This window comes from Deinococcus murrayi DSM 11303, assembly GCF_000482805.1.
Classification (GTDB): Bacteria; Deinococcota; Deinococci; order Deinococcales; family Deinococcaceae; genus Deinococcus; species Deinococcus murrayi.
The window spans coordinates 122,537-136,927 of record NZ_KI519503.1; the positions used below are offsets into that span (position 1 = coordinate 122,537).

Consider the following 14,391-nt stretch of genomic DNA (forward strand, 5'->3'; position numbering starts at 1 on the left):
GGTCAGGCGGGGAGGGAAGCGAGGGTGCGCGGGTCGGTGAGGTACCCGGTGACGGCGGTCGCGGCGGCCACCTCCGGCGAGGCGAGGTAAATCCGGGCGTCGGGGCTGCCCATTCGTCCGCGGAAGTTGCGGTTGCCGGTAAAGACGCACACGTCGCCGGGGGCGAGCACGCCCATATGCCGCCCGATGCAGGCCCCACAGCCCGGCGTGCCGATGGCCGCGCCCGCCGCGAGCAGGGTGCTCAGGGTGCCGTCCTCGGCGGCCTGCTGGAGGGCCTGCGAGGACGCGGGCACCACGATGAGCCGCACCCCCCGCGCCACCCGCCGCCCGCGCAGGATGCGGGCCGCCGCCGCCATGTCCTCGTGGCGGCCATTCGTGCAGGTGCCCAGATAGACGACATTGACGGGAACGCGCTCACTGGGGGCGACCTCGCCCAGGTCGGTCACGTTGTCCACGAAGTTGGGGGCCGCCACCTGCGGTTCGAGCGCGGTGAGGTCCACGTCCAGCACCCGGCGGTAGGTCGCGCCGGGCTGCACCCCCAGCCATTCGGGCACCTCGTCGTCGGCCAGGGCCGCGCCCGTCGGGGCCACGATGCCCGCTTTGGCCCCGACCTCGACCGCCATGCTGGTGAGGGTGGTGCGCTCGCCCAGGCTAAAGGCGTCAAAGCCGTGGTACTCCAGGGCTTCGTAGGTCGCCCCGTCCGCCCGCAGCTCGCGGGCGATGAACAGGGCCACGTCCTTGGCCGAGACGCCGGGGCGCAGCTCGCCGCGGGCGCGGACGAGTACGGTGCTCGGCACCCGCAGCCAGGTCTGCCCGGTCGCCAGGGCGAGGGCGATATCGGTCGCTCCCATCCCGGTGCCAAAGGCCCCCACCGCCCCGTAGGCCGTGGAGTGCGAATCCGAGCCGACGACCAAGAGGCCAGGCCGCGCGAGCCGCTCTTCCAGGAGGACCTGGTGGCAGATGCCCCGGCCCGTCTCGAAAAAGTGCGGCAGCTCCTGCTCCAGCGCCCAGCGCCGCACCCCGTCTTGGGCAGTCGCGGTCTGGATGGTGGCGGCGGGGGCCACGTGGTCGATGGCGACCGCCACCCGCTCGCGGTCCCACACCCCGGAGGCACCCAGTTCCTCCGTCAGGATGCGGATGACGGCGGGCGCGATGGAGTCGTGCACCATCGCCAGGTCGACCGCGCAGGTGACGACCTCCCCGGCATAGACGGGCCGCCCGCAGGCGTGCGAGAGAATCTGTTCAGCGAGGGTTTGAGGGGGGAGAGTCATGGAAGGTCCTTTCAGCCGTTGGAAGCGAGGGGGGGGCGTCGGGGAGCGAGCGGGCAAAGGCGCAGATGCGGGCGTCGAGTTCGTCGTCGGTGAGCGCCCCCGCGTCAGCGGCAGCCTTGACCTCGGCGGTCAGGCGGCGCACCTGTTCGGGCGAAAGCGGCACGCCCAGCCGAGCGGCGCGGTGGGCGACAGCGTGCCGTCCGGTCAGGCGGCTGCCCGCGAGCACCTGCCGCTCGCGCCCGAAGACGGCGGGGTCGAGCGCCTCGTACGAGCGCGGCTCGCGCAGCACCGCGTTGGTGTGCAGTCCCGCTTTGTGGGTAAAGGCGGTCTCGCCGGTGATGCAGGCGTTGAAGGGGACCGGCACGCCCACCATGTCCGCGACCATCCGGTCGAGGGCGGGCAGGGCGGCGAGGTCGTAGCGGGCCACCAGCGCGGGGTCAGTGAGGTACAGCCGGGCCACCAGCCCGGAAAGGGGCGCAATCCCATTGCGCTCGCCGAGGCCCAGCACGGTCACATTGAGGTGGGTGGCACCCGCCCCGAACGCGGCGGCGGCGTTGGCGACCGCGCAACCGCCGTCGTTGTGCCCGTGAAACTCGATGTCGCAGCGCACCGCTGCCCGCACCGTACTCACCAAGCGCTCGACCTCCTGCGGGGTGGCCACGCCCACCGTGTCGGCCACGCCCACCCGGTCCACCCCCCAGGCGTCCACCGCCGTGTAAATCCGCAGCAGGTCGGCGGTCTCGGTACGAAAGGCGTCCTCGCAGGAGAAGCGCACCTCCACCCCCGCCCCCCGCGCGAGCCGGATGGCCGCCTGCGCCTCGGCGAGCAGTTCGTCTATCCCGCGCCCGTGGCTGGCCGCCCGCAGCAGCGCCGAGGTCCCGAACAGCAGGTTCACCCCGTCCACCCCGCAACCGAGCGCCCGGCGCACGTCGTCCTCCTGGCAGCGGACGTGGGTGACCACACGTGCCCGCAGGCCCAACCCGGTCAGCATCCGCAGGTCGCGCTCGCTGCCCGGCGAGGCCACCGGCGAGGTGTGTTCGAGGTAGTCCACCCCGAAAGCGTCGAGCGCCAGGGCGAGGCGGCGCTTGTCTTCCGAACTGAAGTGCGCGGCAGCAAACTGTTCTCCCTCGCGCAGGGTGGTGTCGACCAGAAGGGGGCGGCGAGCTGGGGCTGGGGTCATGGTGCCTCCGGCAGAAAGGGGGGGGGAAGGGGGGCGGCAGAACACAACAAGGCCCCGCCTGGCTTCGGGGTCAGGCGGGGCGCGTCTTTTCTCGACGGCAGCAGCTCTCACCTCACCCAGGGGGCGAGGTGGATTTTTTGCTGGCGAAGGAGAAGAGATTCATGGGCTGAAGTTTACAAGTGGCTTGAAAGAATGTCAAGCTATTTGCGTTTGTAAAGTGCCTGAGTGGGAACGGGTTGGGCTATCCTGCCCCCTCCAGTTGCCGACGGTGGTGGCCGATGTGGTAGGCCGCCATCCGCAGCCAGTCGAGCGCGGTGAGGTCGCCCATGAAAGGGTGAAAAAAGGTACGCCCTGGGTCGTCCCCGGCCTGCGCCGCGAGCGCCAGGAGCTGTGCCCGCGCCGCCCGGTGCCGCTCCGCGAGGGCCTCCCAGGGTTGGCCGGGGCCGGGGCGGGTGCCCTCCGGGGCCTGGCGCTTGCCGTCCCTTTCCTCGCCGGGGGTGCGGGGGACGGGCCGCAGCGGGCGGTCTGAGGCCAGGAGCGCGGCGATGCGGGCGCTGCCCTCGTTGACGAGCAGGACGTGCTCGGCTTCCTGCGCAGCCGTCCACTCGCGTCCCGGCAGGGGCACGTGCCAGCGGGCCTGCGCCCCCGCGACGGCCCGCTCGAAAGCGTCCAGCTCGCGCTCCAGCCGCGCCGCGACCTCGTCTCCGGTGGCTCCCAGGCGGCGCAGTGCGGCGACCGCCTGCGCCCAGGCTTCCTCTTGTGGGGTCATGCCGCAGTGTACGCCGCGCCGCTTCCGGCTAAAGCGACGCCCGGAAAATCGCCTCCAGGTCCGCCGCGTCCGGCGTGCGGGGGGCGACCGCCAGCAACCGCTGCTGCTTCAGGGCACCCGCGACCAGCGCGGGCAGGTCGGCCTCGCCGTAGCCCAGCTCGGTCAGGCTGGTGGGGGCACCCACGTCGCGCATCAGGCCCCGCAGCGCATTCGGCAGGGCGTCCTCGTCCTCCGGGGCGTGCTCGCGGCCCGTCAGCAGCGAGGCGGCGCGGACGTGCCCCGCTGGGTCCGCCGCGAAGGTAAAACGGAACGCGGCGGGGGCGGTCACGATCACGCTCAGGCCGTGGGGAATAAAAGCGCGGCCCGGCGGGTACCCGGCGGCCCGGTAGCTGTGCCGCAGCCCCGCGACCGGGTACGCGCAGGCATGTGGAATATGCACCCCCGCCGACCCGAAGCCTGCGCCCGCCATCGTCGCCGCGAGCATCATGAAGCCCCTGGCCTCCAGGTCCTCCGGGTCGGCCACCGCCCGGCGCAGGTACGCGCCGCCCCAGCGCAGGGCCTGCGCTGACCACAGGTCGGCAACCGGGTTGCTGCCCTGGTAGGGGGGGCGTTCGGCGGGTGACCTGGGCCGCGGGCGCGAGGTATAGGGGCGGCTGAGCAGGCTTTCGGCGGCGTGGCACACGACGTCCAGCCCCGCCGCCGCGATGACCCCCGGCGGGGCCGTGCGGCTGAGTTCGGGGTCGACCAGCGCCTGCGTGGGCCGTAAGTATCGGTGGCTGATGCCGCTTTTGACCCCCAGCTCCGGCAGGTCGAGGATGGCGACCGTCGTCGCTTCTGACCCCGACCCGGCGGTCGTGGGAATCGCCAGCAGCGGGCGCAGTGGTCCCGGCACGGCGCGTCCCCCGCCCAGCGGAGGATTGACCCAGTCCATCACCGTGCCGCCGTGGGTGGCGAGCAGGTTGGCGACCTTCGCCGTATCGATGGTGGACCCGCCCCCCAGCGCGACGAAGCCGTCGGCCCCCGCCGCCCGCGCCGCCGCCCCCGCCCGCTCCAGGCTCTCGCGGTCGGGTTCGACCCGCACGTCGGTGTAGAGCAGGGTTTCCACCCCCGCCTCCCGCAGGCTCGCCAGCACCCGCTCGGCGGCCTCGCCCCCGGCCAGGGCGGCGTCGATTACGGCAAAGGCCCGGCGCATTCCCAGCCGCGCGGCCTCCCAGCCCGCCTCCGCTGCCGCGCCGGGGCCGAACTTGAAGGGGGTAGCCTCGACGCTAAAGAGCGTTTCGCGGGGCGTCTGGTCCTCAGAGTGGGGGGCAGGGATAGACATAGCGGGCCTCCTGCTGCCCAGCCTATCCCGTCACCTGCTCGTCACGTGACGAGCAGGTGGCCAGCTCCCCCAACGGGGCCGGATGGCTTACACTCGGACCATCTTCAACGTTGCGGTCTGGCTGTCCCGCTTTTCCGATGCGGGCGGCGGTCTCTGCGGTTTTTTCTCCCAGGAGGTCTTTGCGCTATGTCCCACGACCCCGAACTTCAGCTCCCCACCGAAACTCCTCGCCCAGTGGCCCCGGCCACGCCCACCGCGGGCCGCTACTGGCCCCCCGGCAAGCCGCGCACCTTGACCGTGCCGCGCACCGGACTGATGCACAACCTGCGCGTGTCTGCCGAGCGCTACCCCGACAAGGCGGCGCTGTGGTTCTATGGCCGTGAGGTGAGTTACCGCGAGCTACGCGACGGGGCCGAGCGCCTCGCCGGGCACCTCGCCGCGCAGGGGGTGGGCAAGGGGGACCGGGTGGCGGTGTGGCTGCAAAACAGCCCCGCCTGGGCGATGGCCGCGCACGCCGCCTGGCACCTCGGCGCGGTGGTGGTGCCCCTGGCCCCCATGCTCCAGGCCCGCGAGTTCGGCTTCTTCCTCCAGGACGCCGGGATTCGCGCCGGGGTGGTGGGGGCCGAGCTGTACGAGAAGGCGAAGGCGGGGGGCCTCGCCCACGCGGTCGTCGCCAACGTGATGCACGGCACCGACGCGGACCGGGCGGGGGTCCCGCTGCCCCAGGAGTTGGACGTGACCCCGGAGCTGCACCCCGGCGACGTGACCCTAGAAGCGGCGCTGAAGGCGGCTCCCGCCCCCGCCGCCGAGGTCGGCCCTGAGGACCTGGCCGTTCTCCCGTACACCAGCGGCACGACCGGGCTGCCCAAGGGCTGCATGCACACCCACCGCAGCGTGCAGGCGAACGTCTTTGGGGCTGGGGCCTGGGTGGACGGCACGGTCGAGGACGTGTTCCTGGCCTCGCTGCCCTTTTTCCACGTGACGGGCTTTGTCAACAGCCTGCTCGCGCCCCTGTGCGGAGGCGGCACGATCGTCGCGCTCGCCCGCTGGGACCGGGACGCGGCCCGGCAGCTTATCCGTGACCGGGGGGTGACCCTCTGGACGAACACGGCCACGATGGTGATCGACCTGATGGCGTCCCCGAACTTTGACCCCGCTGACCTCGCCACCCTGAGGAACGTGACGGGCGGCGGGGCGAGCCTCCCGGCGGCGGTGGGACAGCGGCTCCTCGACCTGACCGGCATCACCTTCACCGAGGGCTACGGCCTGACCGAGACGATGGCCCAGACGCACTCCAACCCCAAGGGTCGCCAGAAACTGCAATGCCTGGGCATCCCGCTGTTCGGGGTAGACGCCCGCATCCTCGACCTCGACAGTGGGCGCGAGCTGCCCCCCGGCGGGGTGGGCGAAATCGTGCTGCGCGGCGACCAGGTCATGCGGGGCTACTGGAACCGCCCGGACGCGACCTCGGAGGCCTTTACCGAGCTGGATGGCCAGCGCTTTTTCCGCTCCGGCGACCTGGGCTACATGGACGAGGAGGGGTACTTCTTTTTCACCGACCGACTCAAGCGGATGGTCAATGTGTCGGGCATGAAAGTCTGGCCCGCCGAGGTCGAAAATGTCCTGCACGGCCACCCCGCCATTCAGGAAGCTTGCGTGATTGCGGTGCCCGACGAGCGTACGGGGGAACGTGCTCGCGCCCTGATTGTCTTGCGGCCTGGCCAGCAGATCACCGCCGAGGAGATTGAAGCCTGGGCCAGAACCCAGATGGCGACCTACAAGGTGCCGCGCGACTACGAGTTCGTGGAGAGCCTGCCGCGGGGCGCGACCGGCAAGGTGGCTTGGCGGCTCTTGCAAGAACAGGCCCGCGCCGCGCTGGGGGGGAAGACTGGGTAAGGCGGGTAGGGGTCAGGTTGGCCCCGCTCCCCGCCTGTGCCAGCATGCCCCGGTGACCCGGCCCCCACCTGACTCCCGTTCATTCCTACGGCGGCACCTGGACGCCGCGCACCTGGCCCTCACCTTCCTGACCACGTTCCCCCTGCCGCATGTCCGCGAGGTGCGCGAGGGGGACTTTGGGCGGGCGAGCGCCTTTTATCCGCTCGCCGGATACGCGATGGGGGGGGCGGTCGCGCTGGTGCTGTGGTTGCCGCTGCCCCTGCCGGATGGGGTTCGCGCAGCGCTTGGTGTAGGAGTCTGGCTGGCGGCGACCGGAATGCTGCATTTTGACGGCTTGGTCGACAGCGCGGACGCCCTCTTCGCGATGAAGACTCCGGAACAGCGGCTCGCTATCCTGCGGGACGTACACGTGGGGGCCTTTGGGCTGGCGACCGGGGTGCTCGCACTCGTCACCCTCTGGAGCCTGCTGGGGGCCGCCTTGCCCCCGCACGCACCCCTGGTCGCGGCGGTCCTCGCGCGGTTGGGCGTACTGCTGCCCATGAACCTGTACCCGGCGGCGCGGGCAGAGTCGCTGGGGGCCCGCTCGCGCGAGGGCCGTTTCCTCCCCGCCCTGCTCCTCGCGCTGCCCGCTCTGCTGTTGCCGGGGGCCTGGGCCGCCGCGCTGGTCGCGTTGGGGGGGACGCTGCTCGCCGCGCACTTCGCGGCCCGGCGGCTGGGCGGGGGCCTGAGTGGGGACGTGTATGGCCTCCTCATCGTCACCGGGGAGTTGCTCGCGCTGGGGGCCTACGCTTGGGGCCGGGCCTGATGCTGACCCTCTGGCTCGTGCGGCACGCCCCCACCCTGCCCAACGCCGAGCGCCGCTATCCCCACGAGGACGAGGATGCGGGCCTCTCCGGGGAGGGCCGGGCGCTGGCCGCCTCGCTGCGGCTGCCGCCCCAGGCCCTGGCCCTGACCTCTCCCAGCCGCCGAACCCGCGAGACGGCGGCGCTCGCCGGATTTCCCCACGCCGCGCCCACCCCGGCCCTCGCCGAGGCCCGTTTCGGGGTGATGGCAGGCCAGACCTGGGCCGAGTTGGAGGCTCGGTTGGGCGACCTTCCCCGGAGCTGGATTGAGGCCCTGGCCGACCCCGCCGCCGACCACGGACCGCCGGGAGGGGAGACGGGCCGGACGTTTCATGGGCGGGTGCAGGGGTGGCTGGAGGCGCTGCCCAGTGGGGGGGAGGTCGTCGCCTGCACCCACGCGGGGGTCATCCTGGCGGCCCTGCGCCTGACGGTTGGGCTGCGGGCGGCAGAGGTGCCTCCGGGCGGCGTGGTCATCCTGAAGCGGGCAAGCGGCGGGTGGTGGCTGACCCGCTTGGGCGGGCCGCTCGCCTGATGCGGCCTCGCCCCGTGTCTGCGGCCCGGCTCTTTGGTACCCTGCCCGAATGCTCTCCGAAAACGCCCTCCCCGTGAGGGTCCCCTCAGCGGCCCCAGCGAGGACGGCGGTGATCGTCCTCGTGACTGGGGGTGCCCGCAGCGGCAAAAGCGCCTTTGCAGCAGGTCTCGCCGCCGCGTCGGGCGAGGCCGTGACCTACCTCGCCACCGCCCAGGCCCTCGACCCGGAGATGCAGGCCCGTATCGCCCGCCACCGCGCGGACCGTCCAGCTGCTTGGGAGACAGTCGAAGAACCCTTAGACGCGTCCGGAGCCTTGCGCGGCGCTTCTACGCCGACGGTGCTCCTCGATTGCCTGAGCCTGTGGGTGAGCAATCTCATGCTGGCGGGCCTTCCCGATGAGGCGCTGCTTGACCGCGCCGCCACCCTGCTCGCCGCCGCCCGCGCCCGCCCTGGCCTGACCATCCTCGTGACCAACGAGGTGGGCTTGGGCATCGTGCCGGTCGGAGCGTTGGCCCGGCGGTACCGCGACGTGTTGGGGTGGGTCAACCAAAGCGCTGCCGCCGCGAGTGATGAGGCGTGGCTGCTGGTGAGTGGCCTCCCGCTGCGGCTCAAGCCCGCTCAGGAGGGGCGATGACGCCTGACCTCGCGGCCCTGCTGGCCTCCATCCAGCCCGCCGACGCGGGTGCCCTGCAAAGCGCCCGCGAGCGTCAGGCCCAGCTCACCAAACCCGCCGGAGCGCTGGGCGACCTCGAAGAGCTGGGGGTGCGGCTGGCAGGGGGGTTCGGCACCCCGCGGCCCCATCCGCGGGGCGTGGCCGTTCTGGTGGCCGCCGGGGACCACGGGGTTGCGGCGGCAGGAGTGAGCGCCTACCCCCCCACCGTGACGCCCGCAATGGTCGCCAACTTTCTGGCCGATACACCCGCCGGACCCGGTGGCGCAGCGGTCAACGCCATCGCCCGAACCCTGGGAGCGCAGGTGTACGTGATGGACGCGGGAGTCAACGCCGAGCTGCCGCAGCATCCGGCGCTGACGCGGGCCGCCGTGCGCCGGGGCACCCGCGACCTGCGCCACGGCCCAGCGATGACCCGTGAGGAAACGGAGCAACTGATTCTGGCGGGGGCAGCCTTGGCCCGCCGGGCCATCGCGGGGGGGGCTGACCTGCTGGTTCCTGGCGAGATGGGCATCGGCAACACGACGCCCGCCGCCGCGCTGACCGCCCACCTGCTGGGGCTGGACCCCGCCGCCGTCACGGGCCGGGGCACCGGGGTGGACGACGAGACGCTGGGGCGCAAGGTCGCCGCCGTGCGCACGGCGCTCGCCCGGCGCGGCAGTGACCCCGCCGACCCGCTGGGCGTCCTCGCGGACCTGGGCGGCTTCGAGCTGGCGGCCATGCTGGGCATGATGCTTCAGGGGGCGGCGAGTCGGCGGGCCGTCATCCTCGACGGCTTTGTCGAGGGGGCCGCCGCCCTGGTCGGGGTCGCGCTCGCGCCAGCTCTGCGCGATTTCCTCTTTCCGGCGGGCGAGTGCGCCGAGACCGGGCACCCGGCACAACTCGCGCACCTCGGCCTCAAGCCGCTGTTCCGGCTGGGCCTGCGGCTGGGGGAGGGCACGGGCGGCTTGCTGGCCGCGCCCCTGCTGCTCGCCGCCGCCGCCACCCTGCGCGAGATGCGCACCTTTGCCGAGGCGGCGGTGCCGGGCGGTGGGTAGGCCCCGACCCGCCCCTTACGCCCCGCTCATGACCTGTACATTTTCCAGCACCGCCTCCGTAAAGGCCTCGGTGCTCGCCCGTCCGCCCAGGTCGGCGGTGGGTTCGGCCCGCAGCGCCCGCGCGACCGCCCCCTCGACGTGGTTGGCGAGGGCCGGACGCTTCAGGCCGTGCCGCAGGAGCATCGCCGCGCTGAGAATGGCCGCCGCCGGGTTGGCGACCCCCCGCCCGGCGAGGTCAGGGGCCGAGCCGTGCACGGGTTCAAAGAGGCCCGGCCCGTCCCCCAGGCTGGCCGAGGGCATCAGCCCCAGGCTGCCGGGAATGACCGCCGCGAGGTCCGAGAGGATGTCTCCGAAGAGGTTTTCGGTGAGCACCACGTCATAGCGGCTGGGGTCACTGACGAGGAGCATCGCCACGCTGTCCACGTATTCGTGGTTGAGGGTCAGGGCGCGGTACTGGCGGTCGTGCACGTCCTGCACGGCCCCGCGCCACAGCTCGGAGACCTCCAGCACGTTGGCCTTGTCCACCGAGGTGACCCGGCCCCGGCGCTGCTCTGCCGCCCAAAAGGCCACCCGCGCCACCCGCTCGATTTCGGCCCGCGTGTAGCGCATGGTGTTGTGCGCCGCGTCGCCGTCAAGCCGCCGGTCCCCGTCAAAGTACAGGCCGCCCAGCAGCTCGCGCACGATGAGGATGTCGACCCCCCGCGCCCGCTCCGGCTTCAGGGGCGAGAGGTGCTCCAGGCCCGGCAGCACCCGCACCGGGCGCAGGTTGGCGTAGCAGCCCATCATCCGCCGCAGCGCGAGCAGCCCGGATTCAGGCCGCTGCGGGCGCGGCAGCCGGTTCCAGGGCGAGTCCGGCGGGCCGCCCACGGTGCCCAGCAGCACGGCGTCGGCTTCGCGCACGGCCTTCTTGGTCTCTGCGGGCAGCGGCTCGCCCGTCTCCTCGATGGCGGCCCCGCCGATGAGGTGCTCTTCGAGGGTGAGGTCGGGGGCGACCTCCCGCAGCACGGCAACGGCGGCAGCGATGACTTCGGGACCGATGCCGTCTCCGGGCAGGGTGACAATCTTAGGCATGGGCATCCTCCTGGGGGGTTCCGGGGTGGCCGTGTCCGGCCTCGGTGCTGGGGGTGTTGAGGCTGGGAGGGGTGGGGGTTCCGGCGGCCCCCGCATCCTGCTCGCGCATGTACTCCAGCCAGCCGCCCGCCCGCTGTACGGCCAGGGCAAAGGGCGGCACGGGCACGAACCGGAGCGTCTGCCCGGTGCGGAGATTTGTGATCGTCCCGCCCGCGAGGTCGAGGACCGCCTCGTCGCCGTCCTGAAAGGCCTCGACAATGCCCGCGCACTCCAGCGCGAGGAAGCCGTTGTTGATCGCGTTGCGGTAAAAGATGCGGGCGAAGTTGGGGGCGATCACGGCTCCCACCCCCGCCCCACGCAGCGCCCAGACCGCGTGCTCGCGGCTGGAGCCGCAGCCGAAGTCGGCCCCGGCAATGATGAGGTCGCCGGGGCGCACCCGCCGCACGAACTCGCGGTCGTAGTCCTCCATCGCGTAGCGGGCGAGTTCGCTCTCCACGTCGGTGGTGAGGTGCCGGGCGGGGATGATTTCGTCGGTGTTGATGTGGTCGCGGGCGAACACGTGGACGCGGGGCATTCAGGCCACCTCCTGCCGGGGGGCGTACTCGCGCGGGTCCGCGATGACGCCCGCCACCGCGCTCGCCGCCACCGTCGCGGGCGAGGCGAGGTAAATCTGCGCGGAGGGGTCGCCCATCCGCCCGACAAAGTTGCGGTTGGAACTGGAAATGCACACGTCCCCCGGCCCCAGCACGCCCGAATGCATTCCCAAGCAGGCGCCGCAGCTCGGATAGCTCACGCTGGCCCCCGCCGCCACGAAGACCTCCAGCAGCCCTTCTCGCGCCGCCTGCTGGTAGACGGCCTGGGTCGCCGGGACCACGATCATCTGCACGCCGTCCGCGACCCGCCGCCCCCTCAGGATGTGGGCCACCTCGCGCAGGTCGGAGATGCGCCCGTTCGTGCAGCTTCCGACGTAGGCGTGGGTAATCGGCACGGCGTCCGTGCCCGCCACCCGGCCATTGCTGGGGATGTGCGGGTAGGCGACCGTCGGCTCGACTGCGGAAGCGTCCAGCTCGATGACCACCCGGTATTCGGCGTCGGGGTCGGAGGTGTACTCGGTGTACAGGTCCGGGGTGACGCCCCGCGCCGCGAGGTAGGCCCGCGTGGTGTCGTCCACCGCGATGATGCCCGTCTTGCCGCCCGCTTCAATCGCCATGTTCGTCAGGGTGAAGCGGCCCTCCATGTCCATGCGGTCGATGGTGTCTCCGGTCCACTCCATGACCAGGTAGTTCGCCCCGTCCGCCCCGATGCGCCGGATGACCTCCAGCACGAGGTCTTTGGGCGTCACGCCCGGTTGCAGCTCTCCGGTCACCCGAATCAGCATCGTCTCCGGCACCTTGAACCACACCCGGCCCGCGTAGATGGCCCCGGCGAGGTCGGTGCTGCCCACGCCCGTCGCAAAGGCCCCCAGCGCCCCCCCGTTGCAGGTGTGCGAGTCGCCGCTCACCAGGGTCATGCCGGGCCTCAGCAGGCCGCTGCCCTCCAGCACCACGTGCGCGATGCCGCCGCGTCCCACGTCGTAGAAGTGGTGGATGCCCTGTTCCTGCACCCAGGACTTGAGCTTCTGGTACATCTTGGCGGCCTTGATGTTCATGGCGGGCACCGAGTGGTCAGGAATCGCCACGATTTTCGCGGGGTCGAACACCCGGTTCATCCCCCGCTCCTCCAGCATCCGCAGGGCCGCCGGGGTGGTGATTTCGTGGCAGAGCACGAGGTCGGTCGCGCACTCGATCAGTTGCCCCGGTACCACCTCGGCGTGGCCGCTGCGGGCCGCCAGAATCTTCTGTGCCATCGTCATGCCCATCTGGAAAGACCTCCTGCGGGGAAAAAAGGCGAAGCCCCCCGGAGTGACTAGGACTCCGGGGGGCGAAGGAGAACGCGTAGGGCCTCGCGCTCAGCGCCCCCAGCGAAGAAGCAGCCCCTTTAGGGCACGCTTCTGGCTCGTGGGCACGCTGAACATGGGGCCTAGCCTAGCCGGGCGGGGGCGGGGGTGGCGGGGACCTGTCTGCTCAAGGAGGTCTCCCGCGTCAGTTCGCCCTCGTCGAGCACCGCTCCCCGGCTCCCGCTCGTGACCAGCCGGGCATAGCGCTTCAGCCAGCGGCCCGGAATGGGCTTGACGACGGGCTGCCACCCTTCCCGCCGCCGGGCGAGTTCCTCGTCGGGGACGAGCAGGTCCAGCGTGCCCGCGTCCATGTCCACCCGGATGCGGTCGCCGTTCTCGACCAGGGCGATGGGGCCGCCTGCGCTCGCCTCCGGGGAGATGTGGCCCACCGAGCCGCCCCGCGTCGCCCCGCTGAAGCGCCCGTCGGTGAGCAGCAGCACGCTCTCGCCCAGGCCCATCCCGGCGATGTTGGCGGTCGGCGAGAGCATCTCCTGCATCCCCGGCCCACCCCGCGGCCCCTCGTAGCGGATGACGACCACGTGCCCGGCCCGCACCTCGCCCCCCAGGATGCCCGCGTTCGCGGCCTCCATGGAGTCGTAAACGATGGCCTCGCCCTCAAAGCGGCGCATGGCGGGCACCACCCCCGCGTACTTCACGACCCCGCCCTCCGGCGCGAGGTTGCCGAACAGCAGCCGCAGGCCCCCGGTGCGCGAGTAAGCCCCTTCCCAGGAGCGCACGACCTCCCCGTCGGGGGCGGGGGCGTCCGCGACGTTCTCCTCCAGGGTGCGCCCGGTCACTGTCAGGCAGCCGCGGTGCATCACCCCTTCCTGGGCGAACAGCTCCCTCAGGATGACGCTGACCCCGCCCACCTCGTCGAGGTCCTGCATGTGAAAGTCGCTCATGGGGGCGAGCTTGCACAGGTTGGCGACCCGGTCGGAGACCTCATTCAGCCGCGAGAGCGGATACTCCACCCCGATTTCGTGGGCGATGGCGAGGGTGTGCAGCACCGTGTTCGTCGAGCCGCCCATCGCCATGTCGAGGGCAAAGGCGTTGTCGATGGCCTCGGCAGTGACGATTTGCCGGGGGGTGAGGCCGCGCTCCAGCAGCACCAGCACCTGCCGGGCTGCCGCCCGCGCGAGCTCATGTCGCCGGGGGTCGGTCGCCGGGATGGACCCGTTGCCGGGCAAGCTCAGGCCCAGCGCCTCGCACAGGCAGTTCATGGAGTTCGCGGTGAACATGCCGGAGCAGCTTCCGCAGGTCGGACAGGCATGCTGCTCCATGTCGCGCAGGGTGTCCTCGTCGAGCCGCCCCGCCTGATACGCTCCGACTGCCTCGAACATCTTGGTGAGGTCAAGCCGCTCGCCTTTTTTGCTCAGGCCGCGCAGCATCGGCCCGCCGCTCACGAAGATGGTGGGGATGTCGCAGCGCATCGCACCCATCAGCATGCCCGGCACAATCTTGTCGCAGTTGGGAATGCAGACCATCGCGTCGAACTGGTGCGCCTGCACGACCGTTTCGACCGAGTCGGCAATCAACTCGCGGCTGGGCAAGCTGTACTTCATGCCCGCGTGCCCCATCGCGATGCCGTCGTCGACCCCGATGGTGTTGAACTCGAAGGGGATGCCGCCCGCCTCGCGGATGGCTGCCTTGACCACCCGCCCAAACTCCTGAAGGTGCACGTGCCCCGGAATGATGTCGATGTAGCTGTTACACACCGCGATAAAGGGCTTGCCGAAATCGCTCTCGCGCTCGATGACCCCGGTCGCCCGCAACAGGCTGCGGTGGGGGGCACGCTCGAAGCCCGACTTGATGGTGTCGCTGCGGCGCGGCGGCGCGGACGTCTCTCCCATGGGCCACCCTAACGCG

13 protein-coding genes are annotated in these 14,391 nt (G+C 71.7%); 5 read left to right on the forward strand and 8 right to left on the reverse strand.

Annotation, left to right across the window (positions count from 1 at the left end; genetic code table 11):
* Positions 1 to 2 precede the first annotated feature (2 nt).
* The 4 genes from H565_RS0112065 to H565_RS0112080 form a co-directional block, all read right to left on the reverse strand.
* Positions 3 to 1,271, reverse strand: coding sequence for a 3-isopropylmalate dehydratase large subunit (locus H565_RS0112065; protein WP_034403848.1), 1,269 nt, complete (start codon positions 1,269 to 1,271; stop codon positions 3 to 5).
* Positions 1,243 to 2,451, reverse strand: coding sequence for a homocitrate synthase (lysS, locus tag H565_RS15340; RefSeq protein WP_084542982.1), 1,209 nt, complete (start codon positions 2,449 to 2,451; stop codon positions 1,243 to 1,245). Before lysS ends, H565_RS0112065 begins: the two co-directional genes overlap by 29 nt.
* Before the next feature lie 241 nt (positions 2,452 to 2,692).
* Entirely contained in the window at positions 2,693 to 3,220 is a 528-nt protein-coding gene (locus H565_RS0112075; RefSeq protein WP_027461257.1) for a DinB family protein, read from the reverse strand.
* A gap of 28 nt (positions 3,221 to 3,248) precedes the next feature.
* A complete protein-coding gene (locus H565_RS0112080) occupies positions 3,249 to 4,541 on the reverse strand; it encodes a hydroxyacid-oxoacid transhydrogenase (RefSeq protein WP_027461258.1) in 1,293 nt (430 codons plus the stop codon).
* A 186-nt stretch (positions 4,542 to 4,727) separates the two neighbouring features.
* Here H565_RS0112080 and H565_RS0112085 point away from each other — a divergent pair, with 186 nt between their 5' ends.
* The 5 genes from H565_RS0112085 to cobT are packed head-to-tail and all read left to right on the forward strand — an operon-like array spanning position 4,728 to position 9,518.
* Positions 4,728 to 6,437 (forward strand): long-chain-fatty-acid--CoA ligase, encoded by a 1,710-nt coding sequence (locus H565_RS0112085; protein ID WP_084542983.1) that lies wholly within the window; start codon positions 4,728 to 4,730, stop codon positions 6,435 to 6,437.
* A gap of 52 nt (positions 6,438 to 6,489) precedes the next feature.
* Positions 6,490 to 7,242, forward strand: coding sequence for an adenosylcobinamide-GDP ribazoletransferase (locus H565_RS0112090; protein ID WP_051363598.1), 753 nt, complete (start codon positions 6,490 to 6,492; stop codon positions 7,240 to 7,242).
* Entirely contained in the window at positions 7,242 to 7,811 is a 570-nt protein-coding gene (locus H565_RS0112095) for a histidine phosphatase family protein (RefSeq protein ID WP_034409443.1), read from the forward strand. The genes H565_RS0112090 and H565_RS0112095 overlap by 1 nt, the downstream gene beginning before the upstream one ends.
* A 49-nt stretch (positions 7,812 to 7,860) precedes the next feature.
* Complete coding sequence (gene cobU / locus H565_RS0112100; RefSeq protein WP_081851675.1) at positions 7,861 to 8,445, forward strand: bifunctional adenosylcobinamide kinase/adenosylcobinamide-phosphate guanylyltransferase; 585 nt, start codon at positions 7,861 to 7,863, stop codon at positions 8,443 to 8,445.
* Positions 8,442 to 9,518 (forward strand): nicotinate-nucleotide--dimethylbenzimidazole phosphoribosyltransferase, encoded by a 1,077-nt coding sequence (gene cobT, locus H565_RS0112105; protein ID WP_027461263.1) that lies wholly within the window; start codon positions 8,442 to 8,444, stop codon positions 9,516 to 9,518. Before cobU ends, cobT begins: the two co-directional genes overlap by 4 nt.
* 15 nt (positions 9,519 to 9,533) lie before the next feature.
* Here cobT and leuB read toward each other — a convergent pair whose 3' ends face one another.
* The 4 genes from leuB to ilvD all read right to left on the reverse strand — a co-directional run bounded on the left by leuB (position 9,534) and on the right by ilvD (position 14,375).
* Complete coding sequence (gene leuB, locus H565_RS0112110) at positions 9,534 to 10,589, reverse strand: 3-isopropylmalate dehydrogenase (protein WP_027461264.1); 1,056 nt, start codon at positions 10,587 to 10,589, stop codon at positions 9,534 to 9,536.
* Positions 10,582 to 11,163, reverse strand: coding sequence for a 3-isopropylmalate dehydratase small subunit (locus H565_RS0112115; RefSeq protein ID WP_027461265.1), 582 nt, complete (start codon positions 11,161 to 11,163; stop codon positions 10,582 to 10,584). Before H565_RS0112115 ends, leuB begins: the two co-directional genes overlap by 8 nt.
* Positions 11,164 to 12,447 carry a 3-isopropylmalate dehydratase large subunit gene (locus H565_RS0112120; RefSeq protein WP_027461266.1) on the reverse strand — a complete coding sequence of 428 codons (1,284 nt, stop codon included), beginning with the start codon at positions 12,445 to 12,447 and terminating at the stop codon, positions 11,164 to 11,166.
* Positions 12,448 to 12,608: 161 nt separating this feature from the next.
* Positions 12,609 to 14,375, reverse strand: a complete 1,767-nt coding sequence (gene ilvD / locus H565_RS15345; RefSeq protein ID WP_084542984.1) for a dihydroxy-acid dehydratase — start codon at positions 14,373 to 14,375, stop codon at positions 12,609 to 12,611.
* Between the last annotated feature and the right edge of the window lie 16 nt (positions 14,376 to 14,391).

Excerpts from the sequence above, each read along its gene's own strand:
- H565_RS0112065 (WP_034403848.1), bottom strand. The coding sequence starts at position 1,271 with ATGACTCTCCCCCCTCAAACCCTCGCTGAACAGATTCTCTCGCACGCC.
- lysS (WP_084542982.1), bottom strand. The coding sequence starts at position 2,451 with ATGACCCCAGCCCCAGCTCGCCGCCCCCTTCTGGTCGACACCACCCTG.
- H565_RS0112075 (WP_027461257.1), bottom strand. The coding sequence starts at position 3,220 with ATGACCCCACAAGAGGAAGCCTGGGCGCAGGCGGTCGCCGCACTGCGC.
- H565_RS0112080 (WP_027461258.1), bottom strand. The coding sequence starts at position 4,541 with ATGTCTATCCCTGCCCCCCACTCTGAGGACCAGACGCCCCGCGAAACG.
- H565_RS0112085 (WP_084542983.1), top strand. The coding sequence starts at position 4,728 with ATGTCCCACGACCCCGAACTTCAGCTCCCCACCGAAACTCCTCGCCCA.
- H565_RS0112095 (WP_034409443.1), top strand. The coding sequence starts at position 7,242 with ATGCTGACCCTCTGGCTCGTGCGGCACGCCCCCACCCTGCCCAACGCC.
- cobU (WP_081851675.1), top strand. The coding sequence starts at position 7,861 with ATGCTCTCCGAAAACGCCCTCCCCGTGAGGGTCCCCTCAGCGGCCCCA.
- cobT (WP_027461263.1), top strand. The coding sequence starts at position 8,442 with ATGACGCCTGACCTCGCGGCCCTGCTGGCCTCCATCCAGCCCGCCGAC.
- leuB (WP_027461264.1), bottom strand. The coding sequence starts at position 10,589 with ATGCCTAAGATTGTCACCCTGCCCGGAGACGGCATCGGTCCCGAAGTC.
- H565_RS0112115 (WP_027461265.1), bottom strand. The coding sequence starts at position 11,163 with ATGCCCCGCGTCCACGTGTTCGCCCGCGACCACATCAACACCGACGAA.
- H565_RS0112120 (WP_027461266.1), bottom strand. The coding sequence starts at position 12,447 with ATGGGCATGACGATGGCACAGAAGATTCTGGCGGCCCGCAGCGGCCAC.
- ilvD (WP_084542984.1), bottom strand. The coding sequence starts at position 14,375 with ATGGGAGAGACGTCCGCGCCGCCGCGCCGCAGCGACACCATCAAGTCG.